The sequence below is a fragment of the Antrihabitans cavernicola genome, assembly GCF_008297975.1.
Classification (GTDB): Bacteria; Actinomycetota; Actinomycetes; order Mycobacteriales; family Mycobacteriaceae; genus Antrihabitans; species Antrihabitans cavernicola.
In genome coordinates this window covers 77,658-94,345 of the sequence record NZ_VLNY01000015.1, presented here as the reverse complement: position 1 = coordinate 94,345, position 16,688 = coordinate 77,658, and the positions used below count along the sequence as shown (strand labels likewise).

Genomic DNA, 16,688 nt, shown 5'->3' with positions numbered 1-16,688 from the left:
ACTCCTTCTCCCAACTAGGTTGCGAACAGTCGAGCTTCGGCCCGCTCGTGCATTCCGGACATGACGTCCGCGATGGGTACGCAGCCACCGAGGTCTGCCAACTCCCGGACCAATGCTTCTGCGGTCACCTCCGTGATCACGTCGGCGGCCTGGCGCAGCAGCACCTGCGCGATTCGATGATCGGTCAGCCGTAGCCGCATCGCCGCACCCACGAAGCTTGCCGAGAACGCGAACAGATCGCTAGCGACGGCCCGCTCCGCACTGACTCCTGTTCCCGCATAGACGATTCCGGCTGCGACGGCCTGACAACACGGTACTCGCTTCGCTGTGACGAGGTTCCAGTAGTGCGCGATCATGGGGCCACCGAATGTCTCCTGCGCGACGTCCAGCATCTGCTGCCCTGTTCGCGTCGCCGCCACGCTGACTTCACGATTGAGCTTGGCAGCCTGCAACCGCCGATCGACAGCAATCACCGTTTCCCAGTCGCCGCCGAGTGCCGCGCGGTGGGCGAGTGCCAGTGCCGTCGCATCCGACGGCCCCACCGAGTGTCGCAACAGATCAGCCAGCAACCGAGGTAGCGATTCCGCGTCGATCGCCTTCGCCTGCGCGTAACCCTCCAGTCCGTGCGACAACGTGTAGAAGCCACTGGGAAAAGCGGAATCGCTCAGCTGCAGGCTGACCAACAACGCATCGAGTCCGCTCATGACACCGTCACACCAGATAGAACAGCTGTGTCAACGGCAGCGATGTCGCGGGTTCGATGGTCGCCGGCTCGCCGTCGAGCGTGACCTCGTACGTGTCGGGATCGACCTTGATGATCGGAAGTGCGTTGTTGCGCACCATGTCGCTCTTCGCCACGGACCTGCAGTGCCGGACGGGCAGGATCTGGCTGTTGAGTCCCAACTGGGCAGGAATCCCGTTGTCGATTCCAGCCTGCGACATGAACGTCACTCGCGTCGCCTGCATCGCGCGACCCAGCGCCCCGAACATCGGTCGGTAGTACGACGGCTGCGGTGTCGGAATCGAGCCGTTCGGGTCGCCCATCTGCGCCCAACAAATCATGCCGCCCTTGACGATCACCGCCGGCTTGGCACCGAACGCATTGATCGGCCACAGCACGATGTCGGCGAGTTTGCCTGCCTCGATCGACCCGATGTAGTCGGCAACCCCGCTGGCCAGCGCCGGGTTGATGGTCATCTTCGCGATGTAGCGCAGGACCCGAAAGTTGTCGTTGCGCGACGTGCCGTCCTCGCCGACATCTTCGGGAAGCGGGCCCCGCTTGTCCTTGCAGTGATGCGCGGTCTGGAACGCGCGCGTCCACGATTCGCCGACGCGGCCCATTGCCTGCGAATCCGACGAGAAGATCGAAATAACGCCCTCGTCGTGCAGAACCGTCTCCGCCGCAATGGTTTCCGCGCGCACGCGCGAATCGGCGAAGGATACGTCCTCCGGGATGTCGTGGCTGAGGTGATGGCACACCATCACCATGTCCAGAAGCTCGTCGACGGAGTTGACCGTGTACGGCAGGGTCGGATTGGTCGATGCGGGAAGTACGTTCGGCTCCCCGGCTATGCGCATGATGTCGGGCGCGTGCCCGCCACCCGCACCTTCGGTGTGGAATGTGTGAATTGCACGCCCGTCGATCGCCGAGACGGTGTCCTCATAGAAGCCGGACTCGTTGAGCGTGTCGGTGTGGATGGCAACCGCAACGTCGTAGACGTCGGCTACTTCGAGTGCGGCATGGATCGACGCAGGTGTCGCACCCCAGTCTTCGTGAATCTTCAACCCGCACGCGCCGGCCTCCACCTGCTCCGCCAGCGCCTGGGGGAGGGCGTTGTTGCCCTTGCCGAGGAGGCCGACGTTGACCGGCAGTTCTTCGACTGCCTGCAGCATCCGGCCGATGTTCCACGGCCCCGGGGTACAGGTGGTGCCTTTGGTGCCGTCGGTGGGCCCGGTGCCGCCGCCGATCAGTGTGGTGATGCCATTGGACAGCGCCTCCTGAACCTGTTGCGGCGCAATGAAATGGATGTGGGTGTCGATACCACCAGCGGTGGCGATCAGGTGCTCGCCGGAAATCACTTCGGTGCCTGCGCCGATCACCATGCGCGGATGCACTCCGTCCTGGGTGTGCGGGTTTCCCGATTTACCCACCGCGACGATCAGACCGTCCTTGATTCCGATGTCGCCCTTCACGACTCCGATGACGGCATCCAGAATCACGGCATTGGTGATGACCAGGTCGAGTGCACCCTGCACGGCATTGGTCGTCGGGTCCTGCGCCATACCGTCGCGGATCGACTTGCCGCCACCGTAGACCGCCTCGTCACCGTGAAACCCTGTGTTCCAGTCTTTTTCGACTTCGACCACCAAGTTGGTGTCCGCAAGCTTGAAGCGATCACCGACCGTCGCGCCGTACAGATCGGTGTAGGCCTTGCGTGGCAGCGTCGTCATTTGCGTGCGCCCTTCTCGGTCTTCGTACCCTGGAAATGCAGTTCGGACGCGCGTCGCAACGCGACGGTCTTGGTGTCGGCCGAATACAGTCCGCCGTTGACCAGATTGCTGAACCCGACGATGCGACCGCTACCGCCGTACGCACACAGCGAAACCTCGCGAGTGTCGCCGGGCTCGAACCGAACGGCGGTACCGGACGCGATGTCGAGATGCATTCCGTAGGCCGCCTCACGATCGAATTCCAGCTCGCGGTTGGCTTCGAAGAAGTGGTAGTGCGAGCCGACCTGGATAGCGCGGTCGCCCGTATTGCTCACTCGCACAGTCGCTTTCTTGCGACCGACATTGATCTCCACCGGATCGTCACCGTAGATGTAGTGCGCACCTGCTGACATGTCGGGCTCCTACCTGTCGTTTCCGTGGTGATGAGAATGCGTGTGTGCACCGTGCGAGTGGCCGTGTCCATGACCGGTCTGCCCGTGCGAATGCGCGTACCCATGGCCTTGCTCGGCATCGAGACCGACATGGATTCCGTTGTCGCCGTGCGCGAGCCGATCGAGTGCTACCGCAACCCGTGCGGTGATGACGCCGCGAATCGCCCCCGAGGCGAGCAGGGGTCCGCCGTCTTCGGTGTCCGGTCGCGCCAGGATGTCCGGCGATGCCGATACACCGAAACCGGCGGGGACCAGGCGTACCGTCTCGGCACGCAGTCGTCGGCACCTGTCGATGCCGTCGGCGATATCGGGATCACCGTCGACGAAGGCGACCTCGACCCACCTGTGTTTGCCGTACTGGCGGACGAGGCGGGCGATACGGAACAATTCGGCGTCGTCGAAGGGATTCGATGCTGGGGCGGTGATCAACAGGGCGCGGTCGGGTCCGACGGGTGAGCGCGTAGCCGCGGCTCGCAACCAGCCGATGAGGTGATCGGCGGTACCGAAAGGCGCCGTCAGCGCGATGCGACCGGAGAGGCCGTTGTCGACGGCCCAGTTGGCAGCGCGAGCGGAGTCCGCGATCACCCGCGGATCACGCCCGAGCGCCATCGGTACGACGCAGATCGGGCCCGGGGCGTCAGTGGCGGCTTGTGCTATCGCGTTCGTGAGATCGCGTCCCGCCGAACTCGACTGCTCGCCGTCGCACAGCCACTGTGTGCCGGAATTACCGTCCTCGTGGCCGAGCGAGAACAGCACGCTGGCAACAGGACTCATCGGTCAAGCGCCGATCGGGTCGTGACAGGACACCAGCTTGGTTCCGTCGAGGAACGTCGCTTCCACCTGAATGAGCGGGGTCATGTCGCGTACGCCGGGCATCACGTCGTCGTTGTTGATCACCTTGCCGCCCAGTTCCATGCACTCGGCAACGGTCTTACCGTCGCGGGCACCTTCGACGATCGCTTCGCTGATCAGGGCGACCGCTTCGCTGTAGTTGAGTTTCAGCCCCCGGCCACGTCGCTTACGCGCAAGATCGGCGACGACGAAGATGTAGAGCTTGTCGATCTCGCGAGGACTGAGATTCATTGGGTGTCCTTTCAGCGGGGTGGAGCAGGAGCGGCGATGCGGATGTGAAACTCAGTCGGATCTGTGTAGCCGTGGCAGTGACGGGACCGCCAATAAGAACGTAAGCGTCGTAAGGCAATAAGGCCACGTAAGGGTGTGACCGCCTATCGGAGCGAACGTTTCCGCCAGGGCGCCGGACACCGCTGTCGACGCTCCCGCTCCGATGATCGCAAATGCGAGGCCCCAGCCGGTTGCCATCACGAAAACTCCGTCGAGTGCCAGTGTGACGAGTACCGCGTTGTAGCCGAGCAGTCCTGCCCGTATGTCCTGTGCCGGGGAACCGAGTGTCCACGCGATGGCGATTCCGACGATGCTGCCGATCGACGCGACCAAAGCTGCTCGTCGGCTCGCGACCAGTATCCCGAGTAGAAAGATCGCCCCGACATACCACTGCGGTGCCAGGAAGATCTGCGCGAAGCTGGCGAAGAAGGCTCGCCAGATGTCGCTCCACACTAGGTCGGTCCTGCCGAGAACCGGCTGACCCAAACCTGTTTCGGCGGCGCGCCCATTCCAGATGTGTTGAAAATTCGGAGCAGAAATGGTCATCACCGATGCGATGAGGCAGAACGGAATTGTCAGCGTCGGTATGTTCCAGGTGCCGAGGACGCCGGCGACCGCGGCGGACGCGATTGTCGCGACGATGGCACCGCCGACGGCGAGGGACCTGCCGCGAAGATTGCACCGCAGAGCGCACTTGGCATGAAGTCGACCTGGGCGAGACCGCGCAGCAGCGGTGCGACGACACCGGTCGGGTTACGGGCGAGCGCGGGCCTGCTGGGCTCGAGGGCCGTTTCGGACGCCATTGCCTCCCCTAGGGCCGCCAGGTCGTAACCATCACCCGACACTAACGCAGCAAGGAAACCCGCGAGTGGCGTTCGCGCATCGAATCATTGCCTGCGACTTGGGGTTCCGTGAACTTCAGGCCAGAAGCTCGCAAACGGGACACGCTCTAGCGACCGTCAACGAATCGATGACCTGTCGCCAAGAAGGGCAGGCAACGTCAAGAACATGATCTTGAGATCGAGGCCCAACGACTGACGTTCGATGTATTCGACATCGAGCGCGACGCGCCGCTTCACGTCGGCGGGCAGGTGCAGCGGCCCCCGGGACCCGTGTACCGCGGCCCACCCGGTGAGGCCGGGCTTGATGCGGTGTCGGTGTGCGTAATCGGCTACCAGTTGCGACGATTCGGTGTCGCCGGTCTTCATCCCGATCGCGTGTGGCCGCGGACCGACCAACGACATCTCGCCGTGCAGAACGTTGAACAACTGTGGCAACTCGTCGAGGCTGGTCTTGCGGAGAAAGCGGCCGACCCTCGTGACACGGTCGTCGTTCGCCGTCACTTGGCGCTCTGCTTTGGCGTCCGCTGCAGCGTGGCGCATGCTGCGGAACTTCATCACCATGATCGCCTCGTTGTGGAAACCGTGACGTTTCTGCCGGAACAAGATCGGCCCGCGGCTGTCGATCTTCACGGCGATCGCTGTCACGACCAGGACGGGCAGCACGGCCACCAACATCGGAATCGCCACCGTCAGGTCCTGTACCCGCTTGGCTATCGCCTTGCGATCGGGATCGGTCGCGCGTCCCAGTGGTGCGAGGGGTGCGTCGGCAAGATGTGCGACGGCGGCGATGCGCGCGGTCTCGTCTTCTTGATCGACCACCATCGTGATCGGGTTCGGGAGGACAGACAGCTTGGCCATGATCTCGCGCACCCGCGCCGTCGCAGAGGGGTCGACGGTGACGACGATCAAGTCGACATGTGGCATGACGCGGTGCGTCAACAGCGCATCGGTGTTGCCCAGCATCGGTACGCCGAGGACGTTCATCGGCGAGCGTTCCAGCCTGTCGTCGAATACCCCGAGGACGTTGATGTCGCCCCTGGCGAGCGCCTCGTTGATGAGATGCTCCGCACGCGCGGTCGCGCCGACCAACACGATGTTGGGTGTCAGCCAGTGCCGTTTGCGCCAATGCCGAACTTGGGCCCACCAGAGCAGGTGCAGTACCGCGAGGCCGAGGACGGCGATGGGTGCCCACCACCGAATGGCCTCTCGCGCAACGCCTGTCGAGTCCAGCAGGTCGGCGACTCCGGCAGTGCAGGCGCCGACGAACACGGTAATCCCGACGACCATCGCGAGGTGGTAGTACCAACTGGTGCTGCGATCGAAGCGATAGACGCCGATGGCCGTCAAGACGTGGTTGAGGACGAGTAAACCGAGGACGAACGGCGCGACCAACGCAATAGGCGCTTGCAGAGCTGAACCAGGTGCTGCACGGACCACCAGCACCACGGTCACGGCAAGGACCAACAGCACGTCGACGGCGCGGAATGCGTGCGATGCGAGCCGTCTGGACTGGCGCGCACGCACCGATCGGAGTTGCCCCGGCCGCATCGGACCGCGTTGATGCACGACGGGTATCTGCAGCGCTGCGGCAGCCTCGGAGATCGCAACTATGTCGATGGCTTTGGCGATGACTGCGTCGGCAACCTCGTCGTCTACTCCCGCGTTGACGGCAGCATCCTTTACAACGGGATCTTTCACGTCTCCGCTGTCGGACGGCTTGCCGTCCGCGACATTTTCCCCGGCCACGAGACATACATACTGAATAGAGAGTCTTTTGTTACTCGTTATTCGCGCGGGGATTGGTCGGCTATCCGGCGCGTAGCGCTCGCGCCGCCCACTGGAAGACCGACGCTTGGCTTTCCGGTACCTGCCACCCATTGATGACTGCCAAGAGTCGCAGGTACCGCTCGCGCCGCGGGTCGGCCACATCCACGAGCCACGACCGTAATCGATCGGCATCTCCCAATCCGGCCACGAGCGTGGCGGCCTCTGCGGATGCGGGGTCCAGCCCCGCGGCAAGAGCGGGCGCGACAACGTCGCACAATCGGGCCGCGAGATCACGCTGCAAGATCGGAGAGTCGCGACGAGCTCGCTCGTCGGCAAAGCACTCGACGACACGCCTGAAGCTCGCTCGGAACTCGGCATCGCGACTGAGCTCAGCGAGCTCGACCCAGGCCTCGATCTGCTCGACACTCGGATCGTCCGGCAGGTCCGGCGCCAGGGTCCGCACGATCCCGTCGAGGTCGGAAAGATTGCCGAAGACGGCGGCCAGAAACTCGTCGACCACCCGGGCGCGGCCGTCGTCCGACAATTGGGCGAGAGTGCTGAGCTGCTTCGGATCCAGCTCACCGTCGGCCACCTTCGCAAGTACGGCTCGGCGAAGCCGTAGCACCCGGATCTCGGAGGCGAGTGCGTGCGCGTGAGTTGCGGCGACATCGGGAAGCAGTTCCCCACGACGCAACACCGCGGTTATCGTCGCCAGATCCAGGCCGAGATTTCGCAAGGATCGAACAAGATCCAAGCGGGCCAGCGCAGCCTGATCGTAGAGCCGATATCCGGTCGCGGTGTGGCCGGCTGCAGGCACGATTCCGCGATCGGCGTAGAACCGAATGGTTTTGACCGGCAGTCCAGTGCGTTGTGCTGCGTCGCCGATCGAGTAAAGCGCGTGGTCTGTCATCTCTTCACCTTCGTAGCTACTGCAGGTGGAGAGTCAAGCCGATGCCGCAGCTATCCGATTCGACCGGCTATTGTCGTTACGGAGCGCTGCGCTTCGATCTATCGGTCTGGCGTTCTTGCTCTTAGCTCTTCTGGACGTAACTACGGAATTGGCGAATGGGGGCTTCGAGCGCCGATCCGTGTAACAAGGGCGGATTCGAATGACGAACGAATCGCGATACGCGCATACCGCGTTCGGGGTTTTCGCTGGCCTGGCTCTCGCTATTTTGATGATCGCAGGCACCCCCGATGTGACTCTTGTTGTGCTTCTCGTGCTCGGCATTTCGGTTGCGGGTGCGGTCGTATACGGAGTTCGCAAGTTTCGCCCCCGATCCATCACGACGTGGTTTCTCCCACTGGTTGCAATTGCGTTTTTCTTCGTCGGCGATGCGGTCCGACGCTCGTCCGGATATGCAGACTTGAGTGGAAGTATTGTCCCCGATCTCTTCACGCTGTCTGCGTACGCTGCCCTGCTGATCGCGACGGTCAAGTACTTACACCCGCGCTCCATCCTCGGCGGGAATATTGATGCCTACCTCGATCTTGCATCGGTAGTAGTTAGCGGGGTCTTGGTTTCGTGGACCCTTCTCGTCACCCCGGCTCTACGCTCGCCGCAGTGGCCGTCCGGTGCGAAAGCGACGATCGTCGCCCTGTATCCGATGCTGGATGTCATTCTCCTTGTTTTGCTTGTCTATTCGTTGAGCACCTCGGGGCCGGCGGGTCGGGCCCTTCGGTTGGTACAGCTCAGCATCGGGACAGTAGTCGCAGGCAACCTTGCGATTTCGGCTACCGCGGCAGGCATCGTCGATCTTCCCGACCGGGCATTGGTCGTTCCCTATGTTGTCGCAATAGTCGCTTTTGGAATTGCTGCGCTGCAGCCGTCGATGGCGGAGATCGGTGCTCGTCCTGCGATCGATCCCGACAAGCTTCGGCAGCGCGCGCTTGTCATCTCGGTGACGATGCTCGCGGGAGCGCTGGTCGCCATCATCGGGGGTTCAAACGAATCGGCGGACAGCCTCATGACGGGTCCGTGGCTTACCGTACTGATACTGCTTGTCTTACTGCGAAGCGAACGAGCAATCCTGCGCAGCAAGAGAAACGAGCGCCGAGCAGTCGAGCGCGCGGATCGAGATCCGCTGACTGGGCTGCCGAATCGAACGGTGCTGATGCGGGAACTCGACGCCATGTCCTCCGAAGAGCCGCGATGCGTGATGTTCATAGATCTCAACGGTTTCAAATCAGTCAACGACCTATACGGTCACGACGTAGGCGACGAACTGCTGAAAATTGCCGGCCATCGCATTCGCGCAGCCATCCGTATACACGATGTGGTGGCTCGCTTCGGCGGCGACGAATTTGTCGTCGTGACGAGGGAAGGTCGAGAGCAAGTCATGCCTTTCGCTCAGCGACTTGCACACGTCATCGATGAACCGTTCCAGTTGGGAGTAGGCCCATTGAAAATCTCCGCCAGCATCGGCATCGCGACTGCCGACGGGCGAGAAGGCGGAATCGACTCCGACACCTTGCTTCGGCGTGCGGATCTGGCGATGTACCAGGCCAAAGACTTCGGCAAGGGCATGATCGTGTTCTTCGACCAGCTTGAGTTCAGCGAGCGAGAACTCCGTCGACGCCCTGTCGAGTCAACTCGTGGGCTGGCATTCGACTCGGACGCTGCCAAGGCCACCGCCGAGGAGGTATCCTCCGACGACTCGGACCCGACCTTGCAGCGTGACGGAATCGATCGGAATGATTTTCGTCGAATTCAGTGACGGATACGCCCCGGTCCAGCCAACCGCACCGAAAAGCTCACTCCCGCCGATTCGAATACCGTTGACTGTTGTAGGGCCGTCGAACTGGACTGTGAAGTCGAATTCGACTTGTTCATTAGCGATCGGTTCCGAAAAGTTGCCGAACCAGATATCCACCCATTCGCTAACCGCGACTACCGGCGGGCTGATCCAATGGTCACTGTCGGTGAAGTGAGGCCATTCATGTCGTACCGCCGCGACAGCGAAGCCGTAGAAGTCGTTATCGGCGTTCACTAGTTGTATCTGAGTCTTGTATTGGCCGGGAAGCACTGTCGTCCCGGAGTGAATTACGCCCCGAGCCACGAACGCGTTCGTGACCTGCACCAGGGATTCGTCGATAAGGGCGGTGTCGATCATCTCGGCGATGACGACATCGGCCACAGGTAAGTCGTGGAACCGGACGTCTGTGTTCACAACCTCGATGACGCTGTTCATGTTGTTCAGGTGCACAGTTCGTTCGAGCGACTGCGCGAGCAGTGGATCGATCTCCACGGCGACGACACGTTTAGCTCCGGCGCGTGCAGCAATTAGTGACAGAATCCCGGTACCGGCGCCTGCGTCGACCACCGTGTCACCCGGTCGGACTGCACTCTCGATCGCCGTGCGCAGCATTTCTGTGCGGCGGCGGTCTACCAGGCATTCGTAGGGAAAGTCCGATGCAGACCAGTACTCGCCATCACTCACTGTCTGCCGCTCCTTCAGCCACGACTCTTCGCTTCGGTACTCGTGCAAAGTATGTCATTCACTTGGGTGGGAACGCGAACGCCGGGTCGCCCATTTCTCCGACGAGATGAGAGACCCGGCGTCGAGCCGATCCGGGCGCCTTGGGAACGCACAACGCGCTAAAGTTGCGCGTCTCCTTGTGCGTGCGTTGTGCCGAAGTCGGCTGCGAAGAACGTTTGCGTGTCCAAGGCATCAAGAGTTGTGCCTGTGGCGACTCCGATAGACCTCAGTGTGTGGTCGAATCCGTGTGACGTGTGGTGGCCGCACATGTCCAAGCACAACACCGCGTTCTCATTCCGCATTCGGTTTGCGATACGGGTGGCGATGTCGCGGAACACGTATTGCATCCGAATATCAGGCCTGACCAGCGTGAACCCCAGGTAATAGAGCGCTCTCCCAGGGTACTTCGCATTAAAGTACTCGGGGCTTATCCAGGGAACCGTTTCGAGACTATTTGTAAGGGTTGTCAAGCTGAGCGGTTGATTTTCCAAGGACCACGAAACATATTTCATGACACGCGCATCCAGCATTTCTTCCCTGAATTCAGCGGGGTGAAGTACTTGGCGGCCCGCTGCCTTGACTCGCAACTCGCCGAAGGCTTTCTCGTACAAGTCGTAGAACAACTCGATGTTCTCGCTCGAAATCTGTTCCTCGATCGTGACGGTGACTCGCTGGTCGTTGGACGAATCAAGCGTTGCGGTCATCAGAACATCACCTCCGGGAACCACGAGTCGGACTTGTAGGCGGCGAGCACCAGTGCGCACGTCGGGTCACCTGTGCACGTGGCTTCGGTCGTGTGCATCGTCACCGGCGTGTAGCGACCTCCCCGCGATCGAGTCATGTCCGCCAAGCTGCGTTCGATCAGATCGACTACCTCGGTCTCGGTCGGCGCCTCGTGCTCCACGAACAACCCGGCGCCCGATCCGTCGTCCCGCAGCACCCAGCCGATCCCTGCCGCAGCTGTTTCACCCACCTTCGTTGCGTGTTGCTCTGCGAAGACGCAATAGAGCCGATCGCCCCACCCCAAGGGTTTGCGCACCCGATCGGACAAAGCGACCCGGCTGCTCGGTGGGATCACCGACGACAGACGGATCAGATTCACGTCACCGACACCGAGTTGGCACAATGCGTCGTCGAAGGCGGCCAGCGATGTTCGAGCTACTCCTATCGCCGAGCCCAATTCGATGGTGAGCCCGTTCGTGGCCCCAAGCGCAGAGCGCCTTCGCCTGAGCTGTGTCGGCCAATGGGTTGTCATGGTCATGAGGTGTTTCTCCTGCTCCAGAGGGGTGTTCGCCCTGTTATGGGCAGTTAAAACTTTCCTCTGTCCGTCTGCGCAGCGCCAAGAATGGGGACAAAGTCCGTTAGCGCGTATTCGCAGCTACCGCGCCCATGGGTGCGCCTACGGTTCACCGCGGGCCAATCTCGAACTGATAAATCGCCCGACGCCTCGACGTTGCATCGAAAGCTGTGAGCGGTCAGACTCGCTCGCGCAGACCGGCTGCCATTCCGGCGATCGTGAGCGCGTCGACAAGGTCGCCCGCGGTTCGGGCAATGATCGTGTGTCGAACGGGTCCCAGCCGCAGGCGCAGGTGAATCCGAGTGCCGTCGGCGTCTTCGGTCGACGTAATCGACCAGGAGACGGCGGTCCGGCCACGGTGCGATCGGTAGACGAGGGAGTGCGGGGCGTCGACCGACGCCACGGTGAATGTCTCGTGGGGGCCGCCGTAGTCCGGAATCACATCGCCCATCGCGAGCTCTTGGAACTGCGGTTCGACGTGGCGGATGGCCCGACGCGATCGCGGTACGAACCGCTCGACCGAGCGAGGCAGGTACCAGCCGGCGCGCCCCTTGCCGAGCTGGGTCAACCACGGCCACACCTCGACGGGCGTCGCGTCGACGGTGAACGCCCGGTCCATCACGACATCGGCGCGCGCAACTATGTAATCGCCGTTGCGGGTAGCCGCGATCTCGTTCGCAGTCGGAGTGATCGAGGCGAACATCGCTTCAGTTCCGCTCGGCGATCAGCATCGCCAACCCATCGAAGATTCTCGCAAGCCCGAACTCCAACGCGTTGTCGAACTCGGCGGCAGCGCCTGCCGCGGAAAAGGCCGCCAGTACCTCGGGATAGGTGTGCGCATTCTCGGCGAGGACGCCTGCCATCACCGCGTTGAGATCCTGCTCGGAACCGCCGCCGGGCGTCGATGCGGTCTGCTGCACCAGCGCGCGCACATGCCCGAACACGAGCACGATCGCATCCAGTTTCTCGCCGCCGGTAAGGCCTGTGCCCGCCAGTGCCGCCAAGCCGGACTCCAGCCAACCGAGCTCGTTGGGCCCGAAAATCCGGGTTCCCACTGCGATCTCGAGAGACCACGGATGATGCGCACTCAGGTGATGGAGTTGCGTAGCGAGCGCGTGCAACTTGGACCGCCAGCCGTGCGTCGGTGAGAGGTCCGGCGGCGCACCGAGCGCGACGTCCAGCATCAACGCGGTCAGTTCGGCGCGGCCCGGTGTGTAGCGGTACAGCGACATCTTGGTGAAGCCGAGTTCCTCGGCCAGCTTCTGCATCGACAGCGAGGCCAGGCCGTCGGAGTCGGCCAGGGCGATCGCGGTCTCGAGGATTCGATCCAGGCTCAGCGCGGGCTTCGGTCCGCGCTTCGGCCTGTTCGGCGGTCCCCAGAGCAGTTCTGCGGTGTTCGTTGCCGCGGCCATCCGGTCCTCCTGAAATTGGGGCTTGACCCGAAACTGTGTCTACCATACGCTAAATTGCGTCCGACAGACACAGTTAGCAGGAGCGGAAAATGCAGATCAATTCGGTTCTCATCTCGGGCGCGAGCATCGCGGGTCCGGCACTGGCGTATTGGCTCGATCGCTACGGCTGTGCGGTGACGGTGGTGGAGCGCAATGCGGCCCTGCGGCCCGGTGGCCAAGCGGTCGACTTCAAGGGCGCGACACATCGAAAGGTGCTGGAGGAGATGGGGATTCTCGCTGAAATCGAGCGCAGGCAGACCGGCAAGACCGACCTGTTGATCGTCGACGACGGTGGTACGCGGCTCGCGACCATCCCCGGTGAATTCATCGGCGGTGATGTGGAAATCCTGCGCGGCGACCTGTCCGAGATTCTCTACGAGCGCACCCGCGACACCGTCGAATACATCTTCGGCGACTCCATCAGTTCGTTGACCGAGACGGCGACTGGTGTCGACGTCGAGTTCGAAAATGCCGAGCCCCGAACCTTCGACCTGGTGGTCGGCGCGGACGGTATCCACTCGATCGTCCGACGGTTGGCCTTCGGTCCGGAGAGCGATTACGTCAAGCATCTGGGCTACTACTACGCGGTGGTCGGTGGATCGCCGGTGAGCAATGACGCGGCCGAAACCCGCGAGCGTGCTGTGGGGCTGATGTACAACGTGCCGGGCCGAATGGCGGTGCTGGGCGGTTCCAAGGCGCCCGAGCTCTACGTGTTCGCATCCGGTCCCCGCGACTACGACCGCAGGGACGTCGAGGCGCAGAAGCAGATTCTGGTCGACGCTTTCGCCGGTGTCGGGTGGCAGGTGCCCGAGATGATTGCCGCGCTGCCCGAAGCGTCGGACTTCTACCTCGATGCGATCGCGCGGGTCGCGATGGACAGGTACTCGACCGGTCGGGTGGTGTTGATCGGCGACTCGGCCTACGGAAACACGTTGGGCGGCTTCGGAACCGGTCTGGGAATCGTGGGAGCGTACGTGCTGGCGGGCGAGCTCGCAGCCGCGGACGGTGATCACCGCATCGCGTTCGAGCAGTACAACATCGTCATGCATCGCTACGCAAAGGTTGCACGAAAAGGGAGTGCCGGGCCGTTCCTCGCGCCGTCGTCGCCGCTGCGGTTGTGGCTGCGCAACGCGACGTTCAAGTACTCGTTCCTCTTGAACATGATGATGAAGATGACCGACAACTACGCCAACGATGTCGACCTCCGCGACTACCCGCTTCCGCCGTCGTAAATCCTCACACGCCGACTCACACGGTGCGGCGACATCGTCTCCTTGTCAGCTAGTCCGGAAGAAAGTGCAAGGAGGAGTTATGCCACTGGTCAACATTCGCGTCATCGAGGATGTCTTTACCGATGAGCAGAAAGCGGACATGATCCGTAGTGTCACCGACGCGATGGTGGCGGTGGAGGGCGAGAACCTCCGCGGAGTCACCTGGGTAGTCGTCGAGGAGGTGCGCAGTGGCAGCTGGGGCATCGGAGGTCAAGGCCTCACCACAGCGGATGTGCTGGCGCTGCAGGGCAATCAGCCGGCGGCTGTCGCCGGCTGATCGCCGAACGTCGTGACGGTGCGGGTGCGATTACTCGGGCGTCCACTGGTGACAGGGGGCGGCGAGCAGCCTCGCCCGCAACCGCGCGGTCGAAAGTCGTGGGCGGTGCTCGCCCGGGTCGCGCTGGCCGAAACTCCGCGCCGCAGAGCCGATCTGGCCGCCGAGCTGTTCGGAGAAACCGACGATCCACTCGGCGCGTTGCGGTGGACGCTCGCCGATGTTCGGCGCAGTCTCGGGCGGTCCGATCTGTTTCGAGGCGATCCGATCGAACTGCACCGCAACGAATTTCAGCTCGACGTCTGGGACTTGGATGCGGGCACGCTCGAAGCCGGTGAGATCGGCGGCGAATTGCTCGACGGCGTCGACGTACGCGACTGCCCCGAATTCGATATGTGGTTGATGTTGGCGCGCATGCATTGTGCGCAGCGTTCGCGTGACGAGCTTCGCAACCAGGCGCTGCGCTTGCTCGCCTTTGGCGACACGACAGCGGCGGTACCGATCGCGGAGCGGGTCGCGAGTCTGGAGCCGATGGACGAATCCGCGCAGGAGTTGTTCTTGCGTGCGCTGGTTGCCGCAGGGCGAACCGGAGTCGCCAAAGCCCACCTTGCCGCGTGTGAGGGCATGTTCGCGAGTGCGGGCCTGCGGGTCTCGCCTGCGATGCGCTCGGCCGCCGAGGAACAGGTGCGCCGCTCGCTCACCGGTAGGCGTGCGGGCGCGGTCGCGGAATCGTTGTTACGAGCGGGGACAACAGCTTTGGATGCCGGTGCCGCCGATGCCGGTGTCGAAACCCTGCGGCACGCAGAGGACGACGCTGCCCGGTCGGACGACCCCGGTCTGCGCGCTACCGTGCAGCTGGCGTTGGGCAGTGCCTTGGTGCACGCCGTGCGCGGGTCCGACGGCGAGGGCGCCATCGTGCTGCATCGCGCGCTCCTGGCAGCTCGCGCGGCCGGCCGTCTCGACCTGGTGGCAGAAGCGTTGCGCGAGTTGGCATACGTCGACGTTCAAGCCGGTCGGCACGGGTCCGCCGCTCTCTCGTTGAGCGAAGCCGAAGATGTCGCGGAGACCATCGGTGACGACGGCGTGGTCGCGGCCGTGCTGGCGATTCACGGAATGAACGAAGCCGATTGTGGACGGCATCTTTCGGCGATCGAACTGTTGTCCAGTTCGGCGGAGAAGGCGGCGGCCACTGGGCGGTCGCGTCAGCACGCGTGGTCTCTCGGCCTGCTCAGCCGCTCGCTGCTGCTCGCCGGCCGGACTCACGACGCTGAAGTGGCGTCCGCCGCGAGTTTGCTCGGCGCGCAGGAGCAACGGTGGACGGCGTTCCAACCGTTCCCGCAGGCCATGCATGCCGAATGTCTCTTCGTGGCGGGACGGTACGAGGACGCTCGCAACGAAGCCGAGCTGGCATTTGCCCTTGGCTGCGAGGTCGGTGATCCGTGCTGGGAAGGAGTTGCCGCCCGCACCCTGGGGCTGCTGGCCGAACACGCCGGTGACGACGACGCGGCGTGGGAGTGGTTCCTGGATGCGCGGCGCCGATGCGATCGCGTGTCGGACCGGTACGTGTGGATCTCCGCGTACATCGGTGCGGCGCAACTGGAGCTTGCGGCGCGAGTCGACCCTGCGCTCGTACGATCGCTCGCTGCCAAGCTGCAGGACGACGCGATCCGCACCGATCTGCCGGAGTTCCTCTCCTGGTCATTGGTCCATCAGATCGATCCCGACGATCCGCGGACCCTTGCGGCCGCGAGGGCGACGTCGCGCAGCGTCGACAATCCCGCCCTGCATGCCAGAATCGCAGCGGTGAGCGGTCTGTGACTACTCGACGGTTCTCGCGAGAATCCCGAGCGTCGCCCGCAGGCCTGCCTCCGGGATGATCGGGAAGATGCCGCTGGTGCGGTACCTTTCGGCGATCTTGCTCCAGTCGTAGTAGGTGGTCACCAAGGTGCCGATGTCGCTGGTTTCGAGCTTGTACCCGTAAAGGTGCTCGATCGGCGGCTGCACCGTGCCGGAGATGGTCCACTCGATGGCCACGTCTTGCTCGAACTCGGTGATGATGACGGTCACGTCGTACTTGCCCATCGGAATGTCGCCTTTGGACTCGCGGTCCATGTGTACGACGAACGTGTCGCCGGCCTTGGTGACCCGATCACCTTCGGCGGACTGCAGCATCCCCGAGCTGTCGATGGCGACGTGCCCGCGTGGATCGCTCAGCACGTCGAACACTCTGGCAGGCGTCGCGGCGATCTGACGTTGGACTTCGAACCGTTCGGTAGTCATGGATCCAACGTATCGGCTCGGGT

General features: G+C 63.1%; 18 protein-coding genes and 1 pseudogene. 4 read left to right on the top strand and 15 right to left on the bottom strand.

The window, feature by feature from the left end:
• Positions 1 to 14 precede the first annotated feature (14 nt).
• From FOY51_RS22880 to FOY51_RS22845, 9 genes are all read right to left on the bottom strand, one after another.
• Positions 15 to 704 carry an urease accessory protein UreF gene (locus FOY51_RS22880; protein WP_149432582.1) on the bottom strand — a complete coding sequence of 230 codons (690 nt, stop codon included), beginning with the start codon at positions 702 to 704 and terminating at the stop codon, positions 15 to 17.
• A gap of 7 nt (positions 705 to 711) precedes the next feature.
• Complete coding sequence (ureC, locus tag FOY51_RS22875) at positions 712 to 2,451, bottom strand: urease subunit alpha (RefSeq protein ID WP_149432581.1); 1,740 nt, start codon at positions 2,449 to 2,451, stop codon at positions 712 to 714.
• The gene (locus tag FOY51_RS22870; RefSeq protein ID WP_149432580.1) at positions 2,448 to 2,843 is read right to left on the bottom strand and encodes an urease subunit beta; all 396 of its coding nucleotides are present in this window, start codon (positions 2,841 to 2,843) and stop codon (positions 2,448 to 2,450) included. Before FOY51_RS22870 ends, ureC begins: the two co-directional genes overlap by 4 nt.
• A gap of 9 nt (positions 2,844 to 2,852) precedes the next feature.
• Positions 2,853 to 3,656, bottom strand: coding sequence for a sirohydrochlorin chelatase (locus FOY51_RS22865; protein ID WP_149432579.1), 804 nt, complete (start codon positions 3,654 to 3,656; stop codon positions 2,853 to 2,855).
• A 3-nt stretch (positions 3,657 to 3,659) separates the two neighbouring features.
• A complete protein-coding gene (locus FOY51_RS22860) occupies positions 3,660 to 3,965 on the bottom strand; it encodes an urease subunit gamma (RefSeq protein WP_149432578.1) in 306 nt (101 codons plus the stop codon).
• Between the two features lie 51 nt (positions 3,966 to 4,016).
• Positions 4,017 to 4,634, bottom strand: coding sequence for an urea transporter (locus FOY51_RS22855; protein WP_235916665.1), 618 nt, complete (start codon positions 4,632 to 4,634; stop codon positions 4,017 to 4,019).
• Positions 4,580 to 4,807, bottom strand: coding sequence for an urea transporter (locus tag FOY51_RS27420; protein ID WP_214633140.1), 228 nt, complete (start codon positions 4,805 to 4,807; stop codon positions 4,580 to 4,582). Before FOY51_RS27420 ends, FOY51_RS22855 begins: the two co-directional genes overlap by 55 nt.
• Positions 4,808 to 4,963: 156 nt before the next feature.
• Positions 4,964 to 6,592, bottom strand: a complete 1,629-nt coding sequence (locus tag FOY51_RS22850; protein ID WP_214633139.1) for an exopolysaccharide biosynthesis polyprenyl glycosylphosphotransferase — start codon at positions 6,590 to 6,592, stop codon at positions 4,964 to 4,966.
• 61 nt (positions 6,593 to 6,653) lie between these two features.
• On the bottom strand, positions 6,654 to 7,523 hold the full coding sequence (locus tag FOY51_RS22845) for a MerR family transcriptional regulator (protein ID WP_149432577.1): 870 nt from the start codon (positions 7,521 to 7,523) through the stop codon (positions 6,654 to 6,656).
• 199 nt (positions 7,524 to 7,722) lie between these two features.
• Between FOY51_RS22845 and FOY51_RS27725 the strand changes: the two genes are divergently transcribed.
• Positions 7,723 to 9,330, top strand: coding sequence for a GGDEF domain-containing protein (locus FOY51_RS27725; RefSeq protein WP_149432576.1), 1,608 nt, complete (start codon positions 7,723 to 7,725; stop codon positions 9,328 to 9,330).
• Positions 9,331 to 9,558: 228 nt separating this feature from the next.
• Here FOY51_RS27725 and FOY51_RS27720 read toward each other — a convergent pair.
• The 5 genes and pseudogenes from FOY51_RS27720 to FOY51_RS22815 form a co-directional block, all read right to left on the bottom strand.
• Positions 9,559 to 9,981: pseudogene (locus FOY51_RS27720) on the bottom strand (50S ribosomal protein L11 methyltransferase); the annotation flags it as partial.
• Between the two features lie 230 nt (positions 9,982 to 10,211).
• Complete coding sequence (locus FOY51_RS22830; protein WP_149432574.1) at positions 10,212 to 10,796, bottom strand: hypothetical protein; 585 nt, start codon at positions 10,794 to 10,796, stop codon at positions 10,212 to 10,214.
• The gene (locus FOY51_RS22825; protein ID WP_235916657.1) at positions 10,796 to 11,353 is read right to left on the bottom strand and encodes a pyruvoyl-dependent arginine decarboxylase; all 558 of its coding nucleotides are present in this window, start codon (positions 11,351 to 11,353) and stop codon (positions 10,796 to 10,798) included. Before FOY51_RS22825 ends, FOY51_RS22830 begins: the two co-directional genes overlap by 1 nt.
• Before the next feature lie 214 nt (positions 11,354 to 11,567).
• Positions 11,568 to 12,092 carry an SRPBCC family protein gene (locus FOY51_RS22820; protein ID WP_149432573.1) on the bottom strand — a complete coding sequence of 175 codons (525 nt, stop codon included), beginning with the start codon at positions 12,090 to 12,092 and terminating at the stop codon, positions 11,568 to 11,570.
• 4 nt (positions 12,093 to 12,096) lie between these two features.
• A complete protein-coding gene (locus FOY51_RS22815) occupies positions 12,097 to 12,801 on the bottom strand; it encodes a TetR/AcrR family transcriptional regulator (RefSeq protein ID WP_149432572.1) in 705 nt (234 codons plus the stop codon).
• A gap of 89 nt (positions 12,802 to 12,890) precedes the next feature.
• On the opposite strand from FOY51_RS22815, the gene FOY51_RS22810 reads away from it, so the two are divergent.
• The 3 genes from FOY51_RS22810 to FOY51_RS22800 all read left to right on the top strand — a co-directional run bounded on the left by FOY51_RS22810 (position 12,891) and on the right by FOY51_RS22800 (position 16,203).
• A complete protein-coding gene (locus FOY51_RS22810) occupies positions 12,891 to 14,072 on the top strand; it encodes an FAD-dependent monooxygenase (RefSeq protein ID WP_149432571.1) in 1,182 nt (393 codons plus the stop codon).
• A gap of 79 nt (positions 14,073 to 14,151) precedes the next feature.
• Positions 14,152 to 14,388 (top strand): tautomerase family protein, encoded by a 237-nt coding sequence (locus FOY51_RS22805; RefSeq protein ID WP_149432570.1) that lies wholly within the window; start codon positions 14,152 to 14,154, stop codon positions 14,386 to 14,388.
• A 48-nt stretch (positions 14,389 to 14,436) separates the two neighbouring features.
• Complete coding sequence (locus tag FOY51_RS22800) at positions 14,437 to 16,203, top strand: AfsR/SARP family transcriptional regulator (protein ID WP_149432569.1); 1,767 nt, start codon at positions 14,437 to 14,439, stop codon at positions 16,201 to 16,203.
• Here FOY51_RS22800 and FOY51_RS22795 read toward each other — a convergent pair whose 3' ends face one another.
• The gene (locus FOY51_RS22795; protein WP_149432568.1) at positions 16,204 to 16,665 is read right to left on the bottom strand and encodes an SRPBCC family protein; all 462 of its coding nucleotides are present in this window, start codon (positions 16,663 to 16,665) and stop codon (positions 16,204 to 16,206) included.
• Between the last annotated feature and the right edge of the window lie 23 nt (positions 16,666 to 16,688).